This window comes from Roseobacter sp. GAI101 (assembly GCF_000156335.1).
Taxonomy (GTDB): Bacteria; Pseudomonadota; Alphaproteobacteria; order Rhodobacterales; family Rhodobacteraceae; genus Sulfitobacter.
The window spans coordinates 75,844-91,664 of record NZ_DS999215.1; the positions used below are offsets into that span (position 1 = coordinate 75,844).

15 protein-coding genes and 3 pseudogenes are annotated in these 15,821 nt (G+C 56.2%); 7 read left to right on the forward strand and 11 right to left on the reverse strand.

Annotated elements, in window-relative coordinates:
• Window positions 1-55 precede the first annotated feature (55 nt).
• Window positions 56-1,477, forward strand: coding sequence for a site-specific integrase (locus RGAI101_RS19660; RefSeq protein WP_008230067.1), 1,422 nt, complete (start codon window positions 56-58; stop codon window positions 1,475-1,477).
• Here the strand turns inward: RGAI101_RS19660 and RGAI101_RS22510 are convergent.
• Window positions 1,434-1,553 (reverse strand): annotated as a pseudogene (locus RGAI101_RS22510) (IS481 family transposase); the annotation flags it as partial. The gene RGAI101_RS19660 and the pseudogene RGAI101_RS22510 sit on opposite strands and share 44 nt — an antisense overlap.
• A gap of 202 nt (window positions 1,554-1,755) precedes the next feature.
• The gene (locus RGAI101_RS19665; RefSeq protein ID WP_037230329.1) at window positions 1,756-2,340 is read right to left on the reverse strand and encodes a DNA-binding protein; all 585 of its coding nucleotides are present in this window, start codon (window positions 2,338-2,340) and stop codon (window positions 1,756-1,758) included.
• A gap of 920 nt (window positions 2,341-3,260) precedes the next feature.
• Here RGAI101_RS19665 and RGAI101_RS21710 point away from each other — a divergent pair.
• Both RGAI101_RS21710 and RGAI101_RS21715 read left to right on the forward strand, forming a co-directional pair.
• Window positions 3,261-3,449 carry an MbcA/ParS/Xre antitoxin family protein gene (locus RGAI101_RS21710; RefSeq protein WP_008229957.1) on the forward strand — a complete coding sequence of 63 codons (189 nt, stop codon included), beginning with the start codon at window positions 3,261-3,263 and terminating at the stop codon, window positions 3,447-3,449.
• 87 nt (window positions 3,450-3,536) lie between these two features.
• Window positions 3,537-4,325 (forward strand): annotated as a pseudogene (locus RGAI101_RS21715) (IS256 family transposase); the annotation flags it as partial.
• A gap of 455 nt (window positions 4,326-4,780) precedes the next feature.
• Here RGAI101_RS21715 and istB read toward each other — a convergent pair.
• The 3 genes and pseudogenes from istB to RGAI101_RS19695 form a co-directional block, all read right to left on the reverse strand.
• Window positions 4,781-5,536, reverse strand: a pseudogene (istB, locus tag RGAI101_RS19685) (IS21-like element helper ATPase IstB).
• Complete coding sequence (istA, locus tag RGAI101_RS19690) at window positions 5,533-7,032, reverse strand: IS21 family transposase (protein ID WP_157044708.1); 1,500 nt, start codon at window positions 7,030-7,032, stop codon at window positions 5,533-5,535. Before istA ends, istB begins: the two are co-directional and overlap by 4 nt.
• Before the next feature lie 103 nt (window positions 7,033-7,135).
• Window positions 7,136-7,405: a hypothetical protein gene (locus tag RGAI101_RS19695; RefSeq protein WP_037230335.1), complete on the reverse strand. Its 270-nt coding sequence runs from the start codon at window positions 7,403-7,405 to the stop codon at window positions 7,136-7,138.
• Between the two features lie 73 nt (window positions 7,406-7,478).
• Here RGAI101_RS19695 and RGAI101_RS22655 point away from each other — a divergent pair, with 73 nt between their 5' ends.
• On the forward strand, window positions 7,479-7,730 hold the full coding sequence (locus tag RGAI101_RS22655) for a helix-turn-helix domain-containing protein (RefSeq protein ID WP_083792098.1): 252 nt from the start codon (window positions 7,479-7,481) through the stop codon (window positions 7,728-7,730).
• Window positions 7,731-7,893: 163 nt separating this feature from the next.
• Here the strand turns inward: RGAI101_RS22655 and RGAI101_RS19700 are convergent, their stop codons facing one another.
• From RGAI101_RS19700 to RGAI101_RS19725, 6 genes are all read right to left on the reverse strand, one after another.
• Window positions 7,894-8,904, reverse strand: coding sequence for an IS30 family transposase (locus RGAI101_RS19700; RefSeq protein WP_008228879.1), 1,011 nt, complete (start codon window positions 8,902-8,904; stop codon window positions 7,894-7,896).
• A gap of 128 nt (window positions 8,905-9,032) precedes the next feature.
• Window positions 9,033-9,356, reverse strand: a complete 324-nt coding sequence (locus RGAI101_RS19705) for a TraR/DksA family transcriptional regulator (protein ID WP_008229959.1) — start codon at window positions 9,354-9,356, stop codon at window positions 9,033-9,035.
• A 93-nt stretch (window positions 9,357-9,449) separates the two neighbouring features.
• Window positions 9,450-9,896 (reverse strand): YeeE/YedE family protein, encoded by a 447-nt coding sequence (locus tag RGAI101_RS19710; protein ID WP_008230005.1) that lies wholly within the window; start codon window positions 9,894-9,896, stop codon window positions 9,450-9,452.
• Window positions 9,897-9,899: 3 nt separating this feature from the next.
• Window positions 9,900-10,331, reverse strand: coding sequence for a YeeE/YedE family protein (locus RGAI101_RS19715; RefSeq protein ID WP_037230337.1), 432 nt, complete (start codon window positions 10,329-10,331; stop codon window positions 9,900-9,902).
• Entirely contained in the window at window positions 10,331-10,546 is a 216-nt protein-coding gene (locus RGAI101_RS19720; protein ID WP_008229991.1) for a YgaP family membrane protein, read from the reverse strand. Before RGAI101_RS19720 ends, RGAI101_RS19715 begins: the two co-directional genes overlap by 1 nt.
• Before the next feature lie 83 nt (window positions 10,547-10,629).
• The gene (locus RGAI101_RS19725; protein WP_037230340.1) at window positions 10,630-11,298 is read right to left on the reverse strand and encodes a Crp/Fnr family transcriptional regulator; all 669 of its coding nucleotides are present in this window, start codon (window positions 11,296-11,298) and stop codon (window positions 10,630-10,632) included.
• 209 nt (window positions 11,299-11,507) lie between these two features.
• On the opposite strand from RGAI101_RS19725, the gene RGAI101_RS19730 reads away from it, so the two are divergent.
• Genes RGAI101_RS19730 through RGAI101_RS19740 form a run of 3 tightly spaced genes read left to right on the forward strand, consistent with a single transcriptional unit; the run spans window position 11,508 to window position 15,800 of the window.
• On the forward strand, window positions 11,508-12,215 hold the full coding sequence (locus tag RGAI101_RS19730) for an ABC transporter ATP-binding protein (protein WP_008229974.1): 708 nt from the start codon (window positions 11,508-11,510) through the stop codon (window positions 12,213-12,215).
• A 5-nt stretch (window positions 12,216-12,220) separates the two neighbouring features.
• Window positions 12,221-14,584: an ABC transporter permease gene (locus tag RGAI101_RS19735; RefSeq protein ID WP_008229981.1), complete on the forward strand. Its 2,364-nt coding sequence runs from the start codon at window positions 12,221-12,223 to the stop codon at window positions 14,582-14,584.
• Between the two features lie 4 nt (window positions 14,585-14,588).
• On the forward strand, window positions 14,589-15,800 hold the full coding sequence (locus RGAI101_RS19740; protein ID WP_008230110.1) for an efflux RND transporter periplasmic adaptor subunit: 1,212 nt from the start codon (window positions 14,589-14,591) through the stop codon (window positions 15,798-15,800).
• Window positions 15,801-15,821 lie beyond the last annotated feature (21 nt).

Sequence of the window (15,821 nt, forward strand, 5' to 3'; positions counted from 1 at the left end):
ATGTTACTCACTTTGGGTTGTGGAAGGACGCTAGATCTCCCCTGGGGGTGCCGTCATGAGCATAACGTTGCCCTCTGAACGCAAGCCTGACGGCTTTCAAAACCCATCGCCTTCAATGGATAAGATACCCTCGGAGAGCCATCGGTTTGACGCCCTGTTCTCCGACAGCTTGATTGCCTACAATCACGCGAAAGAAGCGAACTTGCTTTATTCCGCGGAAGAGTTAATCGCTTCAGGCACCTGGCAAAAATATGAACAGCGGGCCGCTGCCCTCGCTCGCTCCCACCAAAGGAACGATCCGTTCGCGGCCTTTCTGTCGCATGATCGCTTCAACACCTGGTCGAACGCTAACACAAGGCAGTCGGCGAGATCAGCGCTCGTGCGCATAGCCAGCCAAAAAGTCAGGGAAAGCGTGCCTGCCTATTGGCGAGAACTGTTTTCGATAACGTTGCCGGCCGCAGAGCGAACCAAAATCATCAAAGCGCTTAATGGAGCCGTCGATGCGGAAGCCATGGAGCGGATGCGTTCTGCGCGCCAGCCTCTTAATAGGGAGGAATGGGAATGTCTGACGAGGGCAATAGCCTTTCTGGTCGCTGTGCCCCCGGATCCGATGCATTGCGCTGTGCGCAAGAGCCTGCCTAAAGATGAGGGTAAGCCGAAAAAGCAGGTATCTTCCGCAATCATAGCCCTGCGGGCCCTCGGAAGACATGAGCGCGGAAAGCAGAAAAAGAGCCCAGATTACGAGTGGCGAAATCAATTCTGGAAGACGGGGCAGACAGATGCGTGTTTAAGCACGCGGCATCGCATAATCATCGCAACCCTGATGTTGATTGGATGCCGGCCTGTCGAATTTTCTGCGAGGCTGGGAGTCACCGTGGACATAGCGACAGAGGAGGGGATTCTTGTCCTGACATTTACAGTAAAGGGTGCAAAAACAGCTTTGGAGCGCGCTCCCGAAGTCTCTGGCAAGGGGCAAGGCACCCGAACGATAAGGCTGGTCTGCAAAACAGAAGAAGCCTGCTGGCTGCATGACTATATTTCGCGGTCTGGTACCCCCCGCTTAGAAATCAAGGAAGCGACAAATCCACGGTCCCCTTCCGGGATGTGGCTTTCCCGCGCGGAACAAGAGCGCCGTTTGACCGTCAGTATTGACAAATACATCAAAAGGGTAGGGAAGCGCGCCTTCCCCAAGCAAACGAATAGCGTAACACCCTATCTATTCCGCCACGCGCTCGCTGCCGATATGCAAGCAGATGAGAGCTTTTCCGATGAAGCTATTACTGCCACGCTCGGTCACCAGAGCACCCGCACAGCGCGACGATATGGAGGATCAAACCGAGGCCGCAGAACGGTCTCGGTCAGAAGCGAACAAATTATTCAGGTTGACGCAAGCAGTCCTATTCGTGGTCGCCAACGAGACTGCATTTATGATGCTAGGTGTTCAGTCCCGCCATTTGGTGGATCGGATTTAGGATGAATCGATCTGGCTCGGATGCCCAGATTTTGGAGATGTATTCCTAGGGTGTGAGGCCGCTGAGTGTCTTGAGCCATCGCGCGTACCTTGTGCTTGCTATGGGAAAGACCACTTTTTGACGGCAGAGTGTTGATTGACATATCAGCCCTGGCCCTTGAGGAAGTCCAACAACCACATGAACAGATCATTTTCGTCGGTTGGATAAGTACCATCCGTTTGGGTTTCGATATGCGCGGTTGCACCATCTAGTGTGTTCATTTGCGCCTGCAAGACGGCACGCTTTAAGTAAAGTTGCTAGCGTTGAGTTCAATTTTCAATAGAGACGATCCCCCTCGACTCCTGCGGGCACCGCGATGCCTAAACCTTGATGAATTTTGGGAGGGCCAAGCTTTTTTCGTCTCAAACATTTCTTCAAGGGTCTCAGCACGCAACGTTGCAGCAACCAACGCCTGCTTGGCATCATCTGCACTCCGATTTGCTATTTCGATGCTGCGATGTAGGCTATGGATCGCCACCCTGCGCTTTTCGCTCTCAACCTCGAGTTCCGCGATCCGTGCATACGCCTGGGTCAACAGTGTCTCGAGAGCAGCCAGGAGAGTTCTATCGACGGCATTAGCAGCTCCGATTCCAAGTGATTGGGCCTGCCTCCAGATTTGCCCCGCGGCACGCATGCTTGCTGCGATAACAGGCGACGGTACCATAGCGAGTTCCTCACGCTCCGCTCGCCAAGCTGACATCACTGCCGTAATCGTCGACATGGAACCACGTGCTAGGCGACTGCGAACTTTCCTGACCGTTGGGACCGTACCGGTCTCCTTGAGCAAATCATCAACCACTGAGGCGATGTCTTCAGCCGTTAGCTTCACGGTTAGCTCCCTTCACAAAGACATTTACGTCCTTACGGATTGCTACAAAGCCATGCGGATTGAGGCCCGGAAAATATTGCACAGGAACCATATCGTTCAACTTCAAGGGGCTCAAAAAGCTCTCATATTGCTTGCAAGCAATATGAGAAGGGGGGTGTTCAACATTAGATTTTTAACAGACTTAGCTGGCACCTTAGCTCAGAGGCAAAACTTCGCTGAAATACATCAAATATGGTAGGAGGCCCGGGAGTCGAACCCGGTCGTGAACACTTATCTGGTGCCTAAGGGGATATAAGACCCTCCCGCATACCGATGCTGCCTCCCCATGAAATCTAGGGGTTATCTTGGGCTCAAGATATTCGGCAGGTGTGATGTAGTCGGGTGATCATGCAGCAATGATGGGGCCATTCGCAAAGTTAAGTCAACGGTCAAGCTTAACCACCGGCGTCAAACTGCCAGAGTAGGATTTAACTCTTGCTGTCTTCGATCGCTGCCATCGTATTTCTAAGGGCGGATATTCTTCAGCCATAACACCCGAATCCGGGTCAAAGCTTTCTTTTGTGGGCATGGGCCATTCAATAGTGAAATAATTTTACTGTTCCTGGCGGAGCGATGTAAGTTGGCTGCATGACCTGAGTGCTACGAAATCGAACATTTTTCAGACTGCCCTTGGACCAAGTCAGGAACCGCACTACGAGATTGTAGTGCGGTTCCTGACGGGCGCTGACACACTAAATGAGTGCTCAGCGATTTGCCAAATGCCGCGTAATCTCGATAGTGGAAACGTAAGTTTGCTGAAATTTGCCATAGCCAAACTCAATCCAATTGTTAAATTCACGGTATGAAATCTCTATCAACTGGTAGCTCTTCTTCAAGAGCTTGAATGGCAGGTCTAGATACTTCGATAGGAGGATCCATTTATGGAACGACATGAGGTGCTCGCCCTCGCAGAGCAGGTTTTGAAGAACAAGGCGCGGGCGGAGTATTGGCTTTTTCAGCCGTCGCCGTTCCTGAATATGCAGCCTCCCATCCAGATGCTCGATACCCAGACCGGCAGAGATCGGGTCGAGCAGCTATTGCTGAGTGCTGAAGCGGGGTTTGCGGTATAGTAAGACTACCTCTGGCAAGCAGAGAGCGGTACTTAGGGCACTGCCACGGCTGTGTCCTCGGTGGGAGTTTTCAGACGATCGGTTTGGCGTGTCACTGAGGCCGTTCTGGAAGAGGTGTCAGACTGGCAGAACCGTGCCTTGGAGCGGATGTATCAAATCGTTTTCCTTGATGCGCTTCGGGTCAAAATCCGCGACGTGGAAAGCCGTCAGGTCAAAAATAAGGCTTTTCATGTGGCCTTGGGCGTCACTCCAAAAGGCGAACGAGAGGTTCTGTGCCTTTGGATTGCCAACAACGAAGGGGCCAAATTCTGACTGTCAGTGATCAACAACCAGCTTAACCGTGGCGTCGAAGACATCCTCATTGCCCTCGTGGACGGCCTCAATGACTTCCCTGACGCCATCAATGCGGCCTTCCCTGAGGCGACCCTCCAAATATACATCGTGCATTTCGTGCGCCATTCCCTGAACTTCTGTGGATGGAAGAATCGCAAGAACGTCGCCAGAGATCTCAAGCGCGTTTACCAGGCAATCGATGATGTTGCCGCAGACAAAGCCCTCGCTGATTTCGAGGCCGAATGGGGGCAGAAATACCCCTCAATCGCAGCCTGATGGCGGCGCGCATGGCAAGAGGTCAACCCGTTCGTTGCCTTCCCGCCAGCCGTATGCAAAATCATCTACACCACGAATTCGATCGAGAGCCTGAACAGGGTCATCAGGAAAAACACAAAAACACGCGGCAGCGTTTCAACGATGACGCAGCAACAAGGCAGATCTACTTGGCGATCGGCAGCTTCGAGAAGGCGGCGCTCTGTCAGGGAATGGAGTGCTGCCCGAAATCAGTTCGCTATCATATACCCAGAACGGTTCAACAGATGATCCGTCTCAACCGCATGGGCTGAGCCCCATACACAGAGTTTCAGATGCTCCCGCGGGGGCCAGTGCCAAGCCAGCATTCCTAGGGCCACTCTCAAAGTTTACACGGGCAACTCAAAATAGAAACAATCGCATAATTTGGCTCGCAACCCGAGCGATCTTAAGATAATTTGGCAATATGTCATGTAGTTAATACATACCCCGCCGGCTTCCCCATCAAGCTAATGTCATTTTCCATCCGTAGTGTATTCCCAAGTCTCTTTTAGTGGAGCCTTGTAATAGACATACGCTCGCTCTTCTGTGACATGGCCCAACTGTTCTTGTCAACGGCGGCGTAACAACCTGCCATTGGGGCGGAGCAAAAGTCGGCCACTTGGTTACGCGCCTTGGGGCGTGATGCCATTAAGTAGCAAGCACGTTCCATGGCGCGTTGGCCGTCAGGCCAACCTGATGATGTGTTAAGTTTTGGTACGCTTTGATTTGCTCTGATTGAGCCTGTAGCTTTCACCATTCATTTCCAGAATGTTCACGTGGTGTGTCAGCCGATCCAGTAATGCGCCGGTCAGTCGTTCTGTGCCGAAGGTTTCTGTCCACTCTTCGAACGGCAGGTTGCTGGTGATGAGTGTTGATCCACGCTCGTAGCGTTGCGAGATCAGTTCGAACAGCAGTTCAGCGCCTGTTTTACTGAGCGGCACAAAACCCAGTTCATCGATGATCAACAGGCTGACCTTAGCGAGCTGGCGTTGCAATCGCAGCAGCCGTTTCTCGTCTCGCGCTTCCATCAACTCGTTCACCAGTGAGGCCGCCGTGACAAAAGCGACAGGCATGCCCTTTTGGCAGGCGGCCAGGCCCAACCCGAGGGCGATGTGGGTCTTTCCAGTGCCAGATGGGCCAAGTGCGATGACATTCTCCCGCCGTTCGACCCAATCACACCGCGCCAGATCCAAGACCATCATCTGTCAACGACGGGATTGCCTTGAAGTCGAAACTGTCCAGGCTTTTGACGGCTGGGAACTTGGCCGATTTGATCTGCGCTCGACCATGCGGCGTTCGCGGTCGATCAGTTCAAGCTCGGTCAGCCGGGCCAAATAACGGACATGATCCACGCCCTGCGCGGCACAGATGCGCGCGAGCTTGTCGTGTTCACGCTGGAAGGTCGGTAAGCGCAGGGTTTTGAGATGGTTGGCCAAGAGCAGTTCTGGTGCATCGGTCATGCGCCACCTCCATCCAGCAGGCTCATGTAGGATGCGGCTGATGTCGTCGCGACATGCGTTCTGGGCAGAAACGGATAGAGATCCAAATCCAACCGAGGCTGCCTGCGTTCAACGCGGCATAGCACAAGGTGTTTGATGGCATCAAAGCTGATGGCTCCCATTTGAAGCGCATCTTTGACTGCATTGTGCAGCACCTCCATCTCAAAGCGTTCCAGCAGACGGAGGACCTGCACGTACTCGCGCTTCCCAGCCTTGCCCTGCCGCGCTTCCAACAACCGTTGCAACGTTGAAAATGCATCAGGTAGGTTCCAGTTTTGCAACGGAGCTGCCTGATCAAAGGCCATGATCTTACGCTCAATCAGTCGTAGATAATGCACAGGGTCAAAGGTGATATCGTCTTTGTCGTATGACCTGACATGCTGCGCAATCACCTCAGCAGCGCAGCCAATAACGACCCGATCCACAAATCCCTTTATCCAGACCTCACGGTGACCAAAGGCCACCGGCACTGAGTAATCATTGCCGCGATAGCGCACCACGGATGTCGATGTGACCTGGCCACTGCGCAGGTCGCAAGCTTCAAACGGCGCATCTGGCAAGCCCTGCATCGCAGCCAGATCAGCCTGCAATCGTTCACCGATGCTGATCTTATAGCCGCGCAAGATGTCTGCTTGCCGTTTGCAGCACTGTTCTTCGAGGTAATCGTTGAACGCTGCCCAACTCGCAAAGCGGGGCATTGGTACCATGAAGTTACGACGAGAATAGCCGACGAGACCTTCGACTTTACCTTTATCGTTCCCCTTTCCGGGGCGACCGTATCGGTCTCGGACCACGTAATGCGACAGCATCGCGCTGAACCGCTGTGTTCTCTGACGTTCGCCATTCGGCATGATCTTTGCAACCAAGCAACGGTCATTGTCGTAGAGCACCGACTGTGGCACCGCTCCAAAGAACGCAAACGCGTGAACATGCCCATCCAACCAAGCCTCGGTGTTCGCGGCAGGATAGGCACGGACATAACAGGCATCACTATGCGGCAGATCCAGCGCGAAGAAATAGGCTTTCTGCTCAATGCCACCAATCACAACCAACGCTTCGCCAAAGTCGGCCTGCGCATGTCCGGGCGGATGGCTCAACGGCACGAACATCTCACGCGAACCGCGCTTCTTGTTGCGCACATAATCTTTGACGATGGTGTACCCGCCGTTGAAGCCGCATTCATCACGGAGCCGTTCAAAAATGCGCTTGGATGTGTGTCGCTGCTTACGAGGGCGCATCTTGTCTTCCGCCAACCACCGATCAATCTGATCGATATATGCATCCAACTTCGGGCGTTTAATCGCCGCCGTCCGCCGGTATCCAGGCGGCTCAGAATGCGCCAACATCTTCGCAACACTGTCCCGGCTGATCCCAAAATCCCGAGCTATCTGCCGCCCGCTCAACCCATCCTGAAAATGGGCGCGACGCACCTTCAAATATAATTCCACAGTGAATATCCCCAAACCCTCCCATCAAATGAAAGGGCCAAAGTGGCCGACTTTTAAGCCGCCCGCGACCGCACTACGCCGCCGCTACCGTGGTCGAGTATTGCTCCGCCGATCACAGTTCTAACATGTATGCAAAAACGCGAGGTGCATTAGCTTCCTCCAAATTCAATATCACCTCCACCTCGCGTCGCCCACGTCTAGTAAGTTGCGTAGCCCGCCCGAGGTTCGCCGGATCTGAAGAGCGATGCAATACGATCAGGCGCTTGCGCAACGCGATCGCTCCCTGTCGTTTCGACAGATAACCGAACCAAATTAAGTGGAAGGGAAGAAGAACCCTCGGGCGAGTGTTCTGTCGAGTCAGCGAAAGTATCAGATCAGTCATGAATCACTCCTTTTTTGGGAGTGACTCATGACTCAGTTAAGGGTGCCTGTCGAGTAGATTCGGAGTAAACTAATTGGCAGGTGCAGTTCATACTGAAGCATACCGATTTCTCCGGAGGGAACTGGTACGACTGAGACGTTCAGCTGGGTTCTCGCAGGCCGCGCTTGCTAAAGAGCTTGGCAAACCCCCGTCCTATGTCGCCAAATACGAACTTGGCGAGCGGCGGCTCGATGCTGTCGAGCTTTGCATCATCCTAAAAGCTCTAAGCACTGAACCGGAAGTATTTTTCGGAAAGCTTTTTAGTCTTTCGCCCGGTAAGCTTTGATATTGCGCGACGCAATGCTTTCAATTTCAGCTTCTACAGTCACTAGCTGAATTAGGCTCATCACTCCTTGCTTTCCAGCAAGATAGAGGATTTGTCGCAACCCAGTTTAGAATGGGCCTTAGCGTGTGAACTCATGGTGAAGTGCAGTTCTTGATATCTCGTTTTACTCCAACCGGTTCTGTATTTCCATCAGGTTGCTTTCAAAGACCTCAGCGGGCGTCCGGTAGCCAAGGCACTTGCGCGGCGTTGCGTTGAGGCGGTGGCAAATCGACCTCAAATATCGATTTGTCAGCGCCGTCGGTGCGGTTGATCTTGGCAGGTATCGGCGCAGCCTGTTGTTCGTATTCTCAACACTGCCTTTCTGATAGGGCGCTTGCGGGTCACAGAACCAGGCATCCGCACCGATCCCGGCCTTGAGATGCTTCCATGCCGAAAACTCGGTGCCGCGATCAAAGGTGATAGACTGGCGCGCGTCGGCGGGCAGGGGAGCCAACCCGTTGATCAGGGACTCCATGATCGGTTTGGATTGGCGATCTTCATTACGCATCACGACGGCATAGCGGCTGACGCGCTCGACCAATGACGTCACGTTTACCTTCCCATGCTCCTTGCGGAACATCATCAAGTCGCACTCCCAATGGCCGAATTCCAAGCGTTCTGAGACGCGCTCAGGCCTGTGTGACAGGCTTTGAACGTCGAATATGTGGGTTCTGTTGTGCCTGCGGTAACCACGCGGTCGGCGGCGACGGCGATGCTCAGGGAGATGGCGGTAGAACTGTTCCTCGCGACCGTCTTTGGAATAGGCAAAGCGATAGATCGTCTCGTGGCTCACGCGGATCGGGTGCCGTTCGAGCCGCATCCGGCCGGCGATCTGTTCGGGGGACCAGCCAGCCTTCAGGCGGTCTTCGATCGCGGCTTTCAAATCAGGGTGAATGATCATCTTGCGATGGATCGCGCGGCGCTGCTCATATTTGTCCTGAGCGACGAGCGCGTGATACCCATTTAGCTCAGGGAGTTCGTCGTCCGTGTACCGATTACGCTTAATGTCTCGGTAGATCGTGGACGGGTCGCGACCCAGTCGATCCGCGATCTCTGAAATCGGCATTTTGGCTTCAAGCCACTTTGCAAGCTTGCGACGTTCGTCCAGCTTCAGGTGACAGTAGTGGGTTCCCATTCTTCATCCTCCGTGCAACTCTCTGTTTTAGTAAAGAATTTGCACTTCGTTTGTGAATCCACCGCGTACACACGAAAAAACCCATAAACTAAATTATGTAAAATATAGCACGGCTTGTCTCACATTACTCAATCGCCGGCTGCGCAGCGTTTGCATAATTGTGTGTACAGGACCGCCTCAAGCCGTTCTTTCGAAATTTGGTCCCCGCATTTCTTGCAGATACCGTAGCTGCCGTTTTCGATCCTTGTTATTGCACGATTGAGCAGCATGATCTCCTTTTGCGCAGCAAGCCCGAGACTTTCCAGGACCTCATCATCCTCAAGGTCGATTGACTGATCATCCAGATCTGCGGTCTTGGGTTCGCCCAGTTCATGGTCAAGTTCGTGAACACGTTCATCCAACTCTTGCAAACGTGCGGTGATCAAATTTCCGAAGTGGGTCAGGTCAGGCATATCTTGTCCTCGATCAGGGTGTGACATTTTTGGTAGAGGCCGCCCAGTCATGGAAACTGATCAAAGGCTACAAGGCGGCTTCAGGTCGGTCGGTTATTCCGCAGCGCGCGCGCTGCCTGAACGCGATGCTTTCCAATCCGACAGGGCCCGTGTCGCCAGCATTCCCGCGATCAGCGCGATCACAAAAGCGATGACGTCCGAATTCAAAGTTCCTAGTGCCGGTAATGCCCCGCCAGGACAGAAGCCGGCAATGCCCCAACCCACGCCAAAGATACCGGCCCCGGTGATCAACCGGGCATCTAGCCTGCGGTTCTTCGGGATATCGAAGGTCGGCTCGAACACGGGCGCGGTCCGGCGCAAGACAAGACGGTAGCCGATGAAGGTGACGAGCACGGCACCCCCCATCACAAAGGCCAAGCTGGGGTCCCATGTTCCCGCGACATCGAAAAAGTTTATCACCTTTGCGGGGTTCGCCATGCCGGACAGGGAAATACCCGTCCCGAACAGAACGCCGACAAGGAATGTCAAAAGGCTGCGCATGTTTCAGGCTCCCAGAATATGACGGATGACGTAGACGGTCAGGCCGGTTGTCAGCATGAATGTCCCCGTTGCGGCAAATGATCTGGGCGACAGGCGCGCAAGCCCGCAGACCCCGTGGCCGGATGTACACCCGCTGCCCAAGGTGACGCCTATGCCTACCAGAACCCCACCTACCGCCAAAACCGGCGTCGAGGCCGTTACGTTGATCGCAGGCAGCTGGCCTGCGATGACGAAATAGACCCAAGGACCGGCGAACATTCCTGCGAGCATCATCACCCGCCATGTCCAATCATACCTGCTGGCTGGCAAAAGCACGCCGGCCAGGATGCCGGTTGCCCCCAGAATACGCCCGCGCAACAGCATCAGGCATACCGCCGCAAGGCCGATCAACACGCCTCCTGCCAGCGATTCAATTGGTGTAAATGCGGTTTCCATCAGGTGATCCTGCACGTGGACAGACCGACGAGCCTGTACAGGGGGCAAAACCGGAAAAGCGCGGTGGCGATAAGGATCACGCCCAGCGTCATGCTGCCATAGGCATAGTAGGCATTGGACCAGATGGCGGGCATGTTCAAAAGCGGCGCGATGATCAGAACGATGCCCAGAATGGCCCGTATGATGCGGTCCGCAGTTCCAACGTTGGCACTCATGATAGTCTCCTTTTCGGGTAGAGTTCAGGTTGATTGCGCCGGGCACGCCAGCCTGTCGGGGGCAATGTGACGTCGTCCGCTACTCAGGGTGATTGCGCCAATCGCCGGATCGCCGGACCATTGCGCAAGTCGATTTCGCCACGGCTCATGCTTACCCAGCCCCGCCGTTCGAACTCCTTGAGCTGTCGCGCTACCACTTCGCGTGCCGTCCCCAATTCGGTGGCAAGCTGTTGGTGTGTGAGGTGCAGAACGGATTTGGTGCCCTGAAGTTCGAGAAGTTTTTGGGCCACGCGAATGTCCATCCGTTTGAAGGCAATTTCTTCGATCACCTGAAACAGGTCCGTGATCCGCTTTGAATATGCCTCGAACACGAAGGCGCGAAACTCCTTCGAGACTGACATCAGCTTGTCAAAAACTTCGCGCGGTATCAGGATCGCTTCGACAAAGGTTTCCGCAATGCCTTCAGCGGTGTAATTTTCAAACGCCAGCAAGCACGCCGTCGTCAACACGCAGCTTTCGCCTGCGTGGACGCGGTAGAGCACAATCTCTCGGCCATCTGCGGACCGCTGTTGCACGCGCACGGTCCCCGACACGAGCAACAGAAGATCTTTCGCCGGATTTCCGGGGCCGAAAATCACGGTTCCCTGTTTCAGGGGTACAAATCGCGCGTGTCGGTCCAGCAACGCCGTCGCCGTTCCGGGCAGCCCTGCAAGCCCCGCAAATTTGTCGCGCCACATTGGTTTAATCAGCATGTTACCTGTCCTGTTTTTATTGACATTAATCCAATGACGGGGGTGCCTCTTGATATTTGTCAAAGCTCGGGAACCGGTTTCCTGAAGGATCTGACCGCGTGGTGCGGGACAGCGCGCCGGTCGCTGCAACCCCCGTGCGAAAAGAATTGAGATTGATCAATGGTGCCCTTCGCGGCCCCTTCTAGGATGGTTCGCAGCAGGAGAGAGCCGTGGCAGATATCATCTTCAGAACGCAAGGCGTGACCAAGATCTATGACACGGGCGGGGTAAAGGTATACGCATTGGACGGCGTTGATCTGGAGCTTTACAAAAGCGAATTGACCGTGCTGCTGGGCCCCTCGGGCAGCGGGAAATCGACGCTTTTGAACATCCTTGGCGGGCTGGATCATGCCACGGGCGGCCGCGTCTGGTTTGATCAGACCGAACTGACGAACATGTCCGATCGCGAGCTTACCAGATACCGGCGCGATCACGTCGGGTTCGTGTTCCAGTTCTACAATCTCGTGCCCAGCCTGACGGCGCGTGAAAACGTGCAACTTGTCACCGACGTGGCCCCTGACCCGATGCCGGCTGACGAAGCATTGGGGCTGGTCGGGCTGGGCAAGCGGATGGATCACTTTCCGTCCGAAATGTCGGGCGGGGAACAGCAGCGGGTTGCCATCGCGCGGGCCATCGCGAAACGCCCGCAGATCCTGTTATGCGATGAACCCACGGGGGCCTTGGACAGCGCCACGGGGGTGCAGGTCCTTGAGGTTCTGCGCGACATCAACGACCGCTTTGGCACCACGACCGTGGTCATCACCCATAATGCCGAAATTCAGCGCATGGCCCATCGGGTGATCTTCTTCCAAGACGGTAAAATCAGCGAAACGCGGGTCAATGAAACGCGGCTCGCCCCGTCCGAGATCGTGTGGTAGCCACCATGCACGCTCTGGACATCAAACTGCTGCGCGACTTCAAGCGGCTTTGGATACAGGCCCTCGCGATTGCGATGGTGCTGGCGTGTGGGGTGGCGATCCTTTTGACATCTGTCGGGATGTACAAGGCGTTGTCCGAGACCCGCATCGCCTATTACGAACGCAACCGCTTTGCCGATGTCTTTGCCCATGCCACGCGCGCACCTTTGTCTCTGCTGGCGGAAATTGCCAACATCGACGGGGTGATGAACGTCGAGGCGCGGATCACGGGCGGCGCAACCCTGGACATTCCCGGTCGGGTCAGAACCGCGGTGGGGCAAATTCTGTCATACCCCGAAGACGCTGATCCTGTGTTGAACCTGCCCTTTCTGGTGACGGGCCGTTTCCCCAACGCATTAAGCACCACCGAAGTCACCGTGAACGCCCCCTTTGCCCGCGCCAACGGTTTCGAGCTTGGAGACAGCTTCAGCGCCAACCTGCGCGGGCAAAAGCGTGACCTGACGATTGTCGGCACCGCCCTGTCGCCCGAGTTTGTTTATACCATCGGCCCCGGTGCGCTGATGCCCGACAACACGGCCTTTGGCATCATCTGGATGCCGGAACGCGCGGCGGCAGCGGCGTTTGACATGACGGGTGCGTTCAATGATGTGTCGATCGCCTTGGCAGCGGGCACGACGACAGCGCCCGTGATTGACGCGGTCGATACGCTGCTGGAACCGTTCGGGGGCTTGGGGGCCTATGACCGCACGACCCAGCAATCCGATGCGTTTCTGGATGCGGAAATCAACCAGCTGAAAGGTATGGCGGCCATCCTGCCGCCGATCTTTTTCGTGATATCTGGGTTTCTGGTCAGCATGGTGATGAGCCGGATCATCACGCTGGAACGCAGCGAGATCGGGTTGCTCAAGGCCATCGGATATTCGAACATCGAGATCTGCTTGCATTATCTCATGCTGGCCGCCCTGATCGCGGTGGTCGGCGTGCTGGTGGGCTGGGCGGCTGGAACGGCGTTGGCGCGGACAACCGCGTGGCAATACGCACAGTTCTTCGATTTTCCTTTCGTGATCTTCCGCGTGTCCTATTGGGTTTATGCCGCGTCGGGGCTGGCGGCGTTGCTGACCACCAGTCTGGGGGCCATGCAAGCTGCCCTCAGGGCGGCAAGGCTGGCCCCCGCGATTGCGATGCAGCCCCCTGCCCCACCCCGCTTCAAGCGGTCCTTCGTCGACGATGTCATGACGCACCTGCGTCTGGCGCAGTCTACCGTCATGATCCTGCGGTCGCTCTTGCGCTGGCCGCTGCGCAGTTTTCTGACCTCGCTGGGTCTCGCGCTGGCTGTTGCATCGGTGATTGCGGCCACGTTCATCAATGATGCGCTGGACGAGATTGTCGATCTGGCATTCTACCAAACCAACCGCCAGGACGCGATGTTGCTGTTTGCCGACGAGATTCCCGAAGCCGCCCTGGAAGACGTCCGCCATCTGCCGGGCGTGTTGCAGGCCGAGAGCCAGCAGTTTCATGCGGCCATTCTGCGCCACGGTCATCTTGCCAAACGCGTGGCAGTCGAAGCGCATCGCCCCGGTAACGACCTGAGCCGCGTTCTGGATGCTAAAGGCAAGCCACTGGAGGTCCCCCCCGGCGGTATCGTGCTGTCAGAGCGGCTTGCCGAGTATCTTGAGGTGCAACCCGGTCAAAGCATTGATGTCGAATTCCTGAGTGGCCGGCGCGAGACATTCAGCGTCAATGTCACGGCGCTGGTGGAGCTGCATTTCGGGCTGGGGGCCTATGTTGATTTCGCATATCTGAACGCGCTGTTTCGCCAGGCACCGCGGGTTTCAACGGTCAACATCACGCTGGACACGGCGCAGACAGACGCCCTGCATGCCGCGATCAAGAACACACCGCGCATCACCGGCATCATAGAAATGAACGAAAACCGCCGATCGTTTCAGGATACGATCGAAAAGAATATCCTAGTAATGAACGCGATCTACATCGTCGTGGCGGTGCTGATCACCATCGGTGTCGCCTATAACGCCGCACGTATCCAGTTGTCCGAACGCGCGCGCGAATTGGCGAGCCTGCGTATCCTCGGTTATGGGCGGGGTGAAATATCCTATATTCTGGTTGGTGAAATGATGCTGATCGCGCTCGTGGCGCAGCCCTTCGGTTGGCTGATCGGTGCAGGGATCGCCCGTATGATGACGAACGCCTTCACCAGTGATCTCTATGCGATCCCGCTTGTTCTGAAACCGCCGAGATTCACATTTGCCAGTCTTGTCGTGTTAAGCGCGGCACTTGCATCCGTGATGATCGTCCGGCGTCGCCTGGACCGGCTTGATCTGGTTGCGGTCATGAAAACGAGGGAGTGAACACATGCCCTATTCGACCCGCACGCTTGTCCTGATCGGCATTGGCACTGCGCTGGTGGCCGGTCTGTCCTATGTCAGCTTTCGCACCGATCCGGTTGCGGTCGATCTGGCCACGGTCAGCCGAGGCCCTCTCGAGGTTACAATCAATGCCGACGGGCAGACGCAGGTCCGTGACCTGTTCGAGGTCGCATCACCAATCGCCGGGACTGCGTTGCGGTCCCCTGTCGACGAGGGGGATGTGGTCCGCAAGGGCGAGACGGTCGTCGCGATCGTCCGCCCGTCTTCCGCAGGTTTGCTGGACGCACGCGCCCAGCTTCAGGCCGAAGCTGCCCTGCAAGAGGCGACAGCCGCACGCCATGTGGCGCAGGCGGATCTTAAACAGGCCCAAGAGACACAACGCTTTGCCCAGGCGCAGTATGAACGGACACAGGCGCTGGTCACACGCGGTTTCGCATCCATCACCCGGCTGGAGAATGATACACAGGCGCTGGCGGTCGCTAATGCCACGGTCGAAGCGGCCCAGGCGCGGATTGATATGGCGGATGGCGCGATTGAACGCGCGCGGGCCAGCCTGCTGCCCCCCAACCCCCAGGATACGCCCCCGGAAAGCTGCTGCGTCATGATAACTTCGCCCACGGACGGGGTTGTCCTGTCGGTGGCCGCCATCAGTGAACGGCCCGTGTCCATTGGCACCCCGTTGGTCGGCATCGGCGATCCGGCTCGGCTGGAACTGGTGGCGGACATACTGTCGAATGACGCGGTGCGGCTCAAGCCCGGTGCGCTGGCCTATGTGGAACGCTGGGGCGGCGACGAGGTGCTGCAGGCAAGGCTTGAACGGATCGACCCCAAGGCGCGGACGAAAGTCTCGGCCCTCGGGATCGAAGAGCAGCGCGTTGACGCCTATTTCGATCTGGTCAGCCCATCCGGTTCCCGCCCCGAACTGGGGGACGGGTTTTCGGTCTTTCTGCGGATCGTGGAATGGCGTGCAGATGATGTGTTGCAGATCCCGCTTAGCGCCGCCTTCAGGGATGACATGGGTTGGGCCGTTTTTGTGGCGCTGGATGGGGTCGCGGAAAAGCGTCCCGTGACGTTGGGCCGCCGCAACGACCGGAGGGTCGAGGTCATAGAAGGGCTGGAGCAGGGAGAGCATGTCGTCACCCACCCCAGCGATGCGATTGCCGCCGGTGTCGCGCTGGTAGAAAGATCGGAGTTGTAGGCGCTGGTTTCGGCGCAGGGG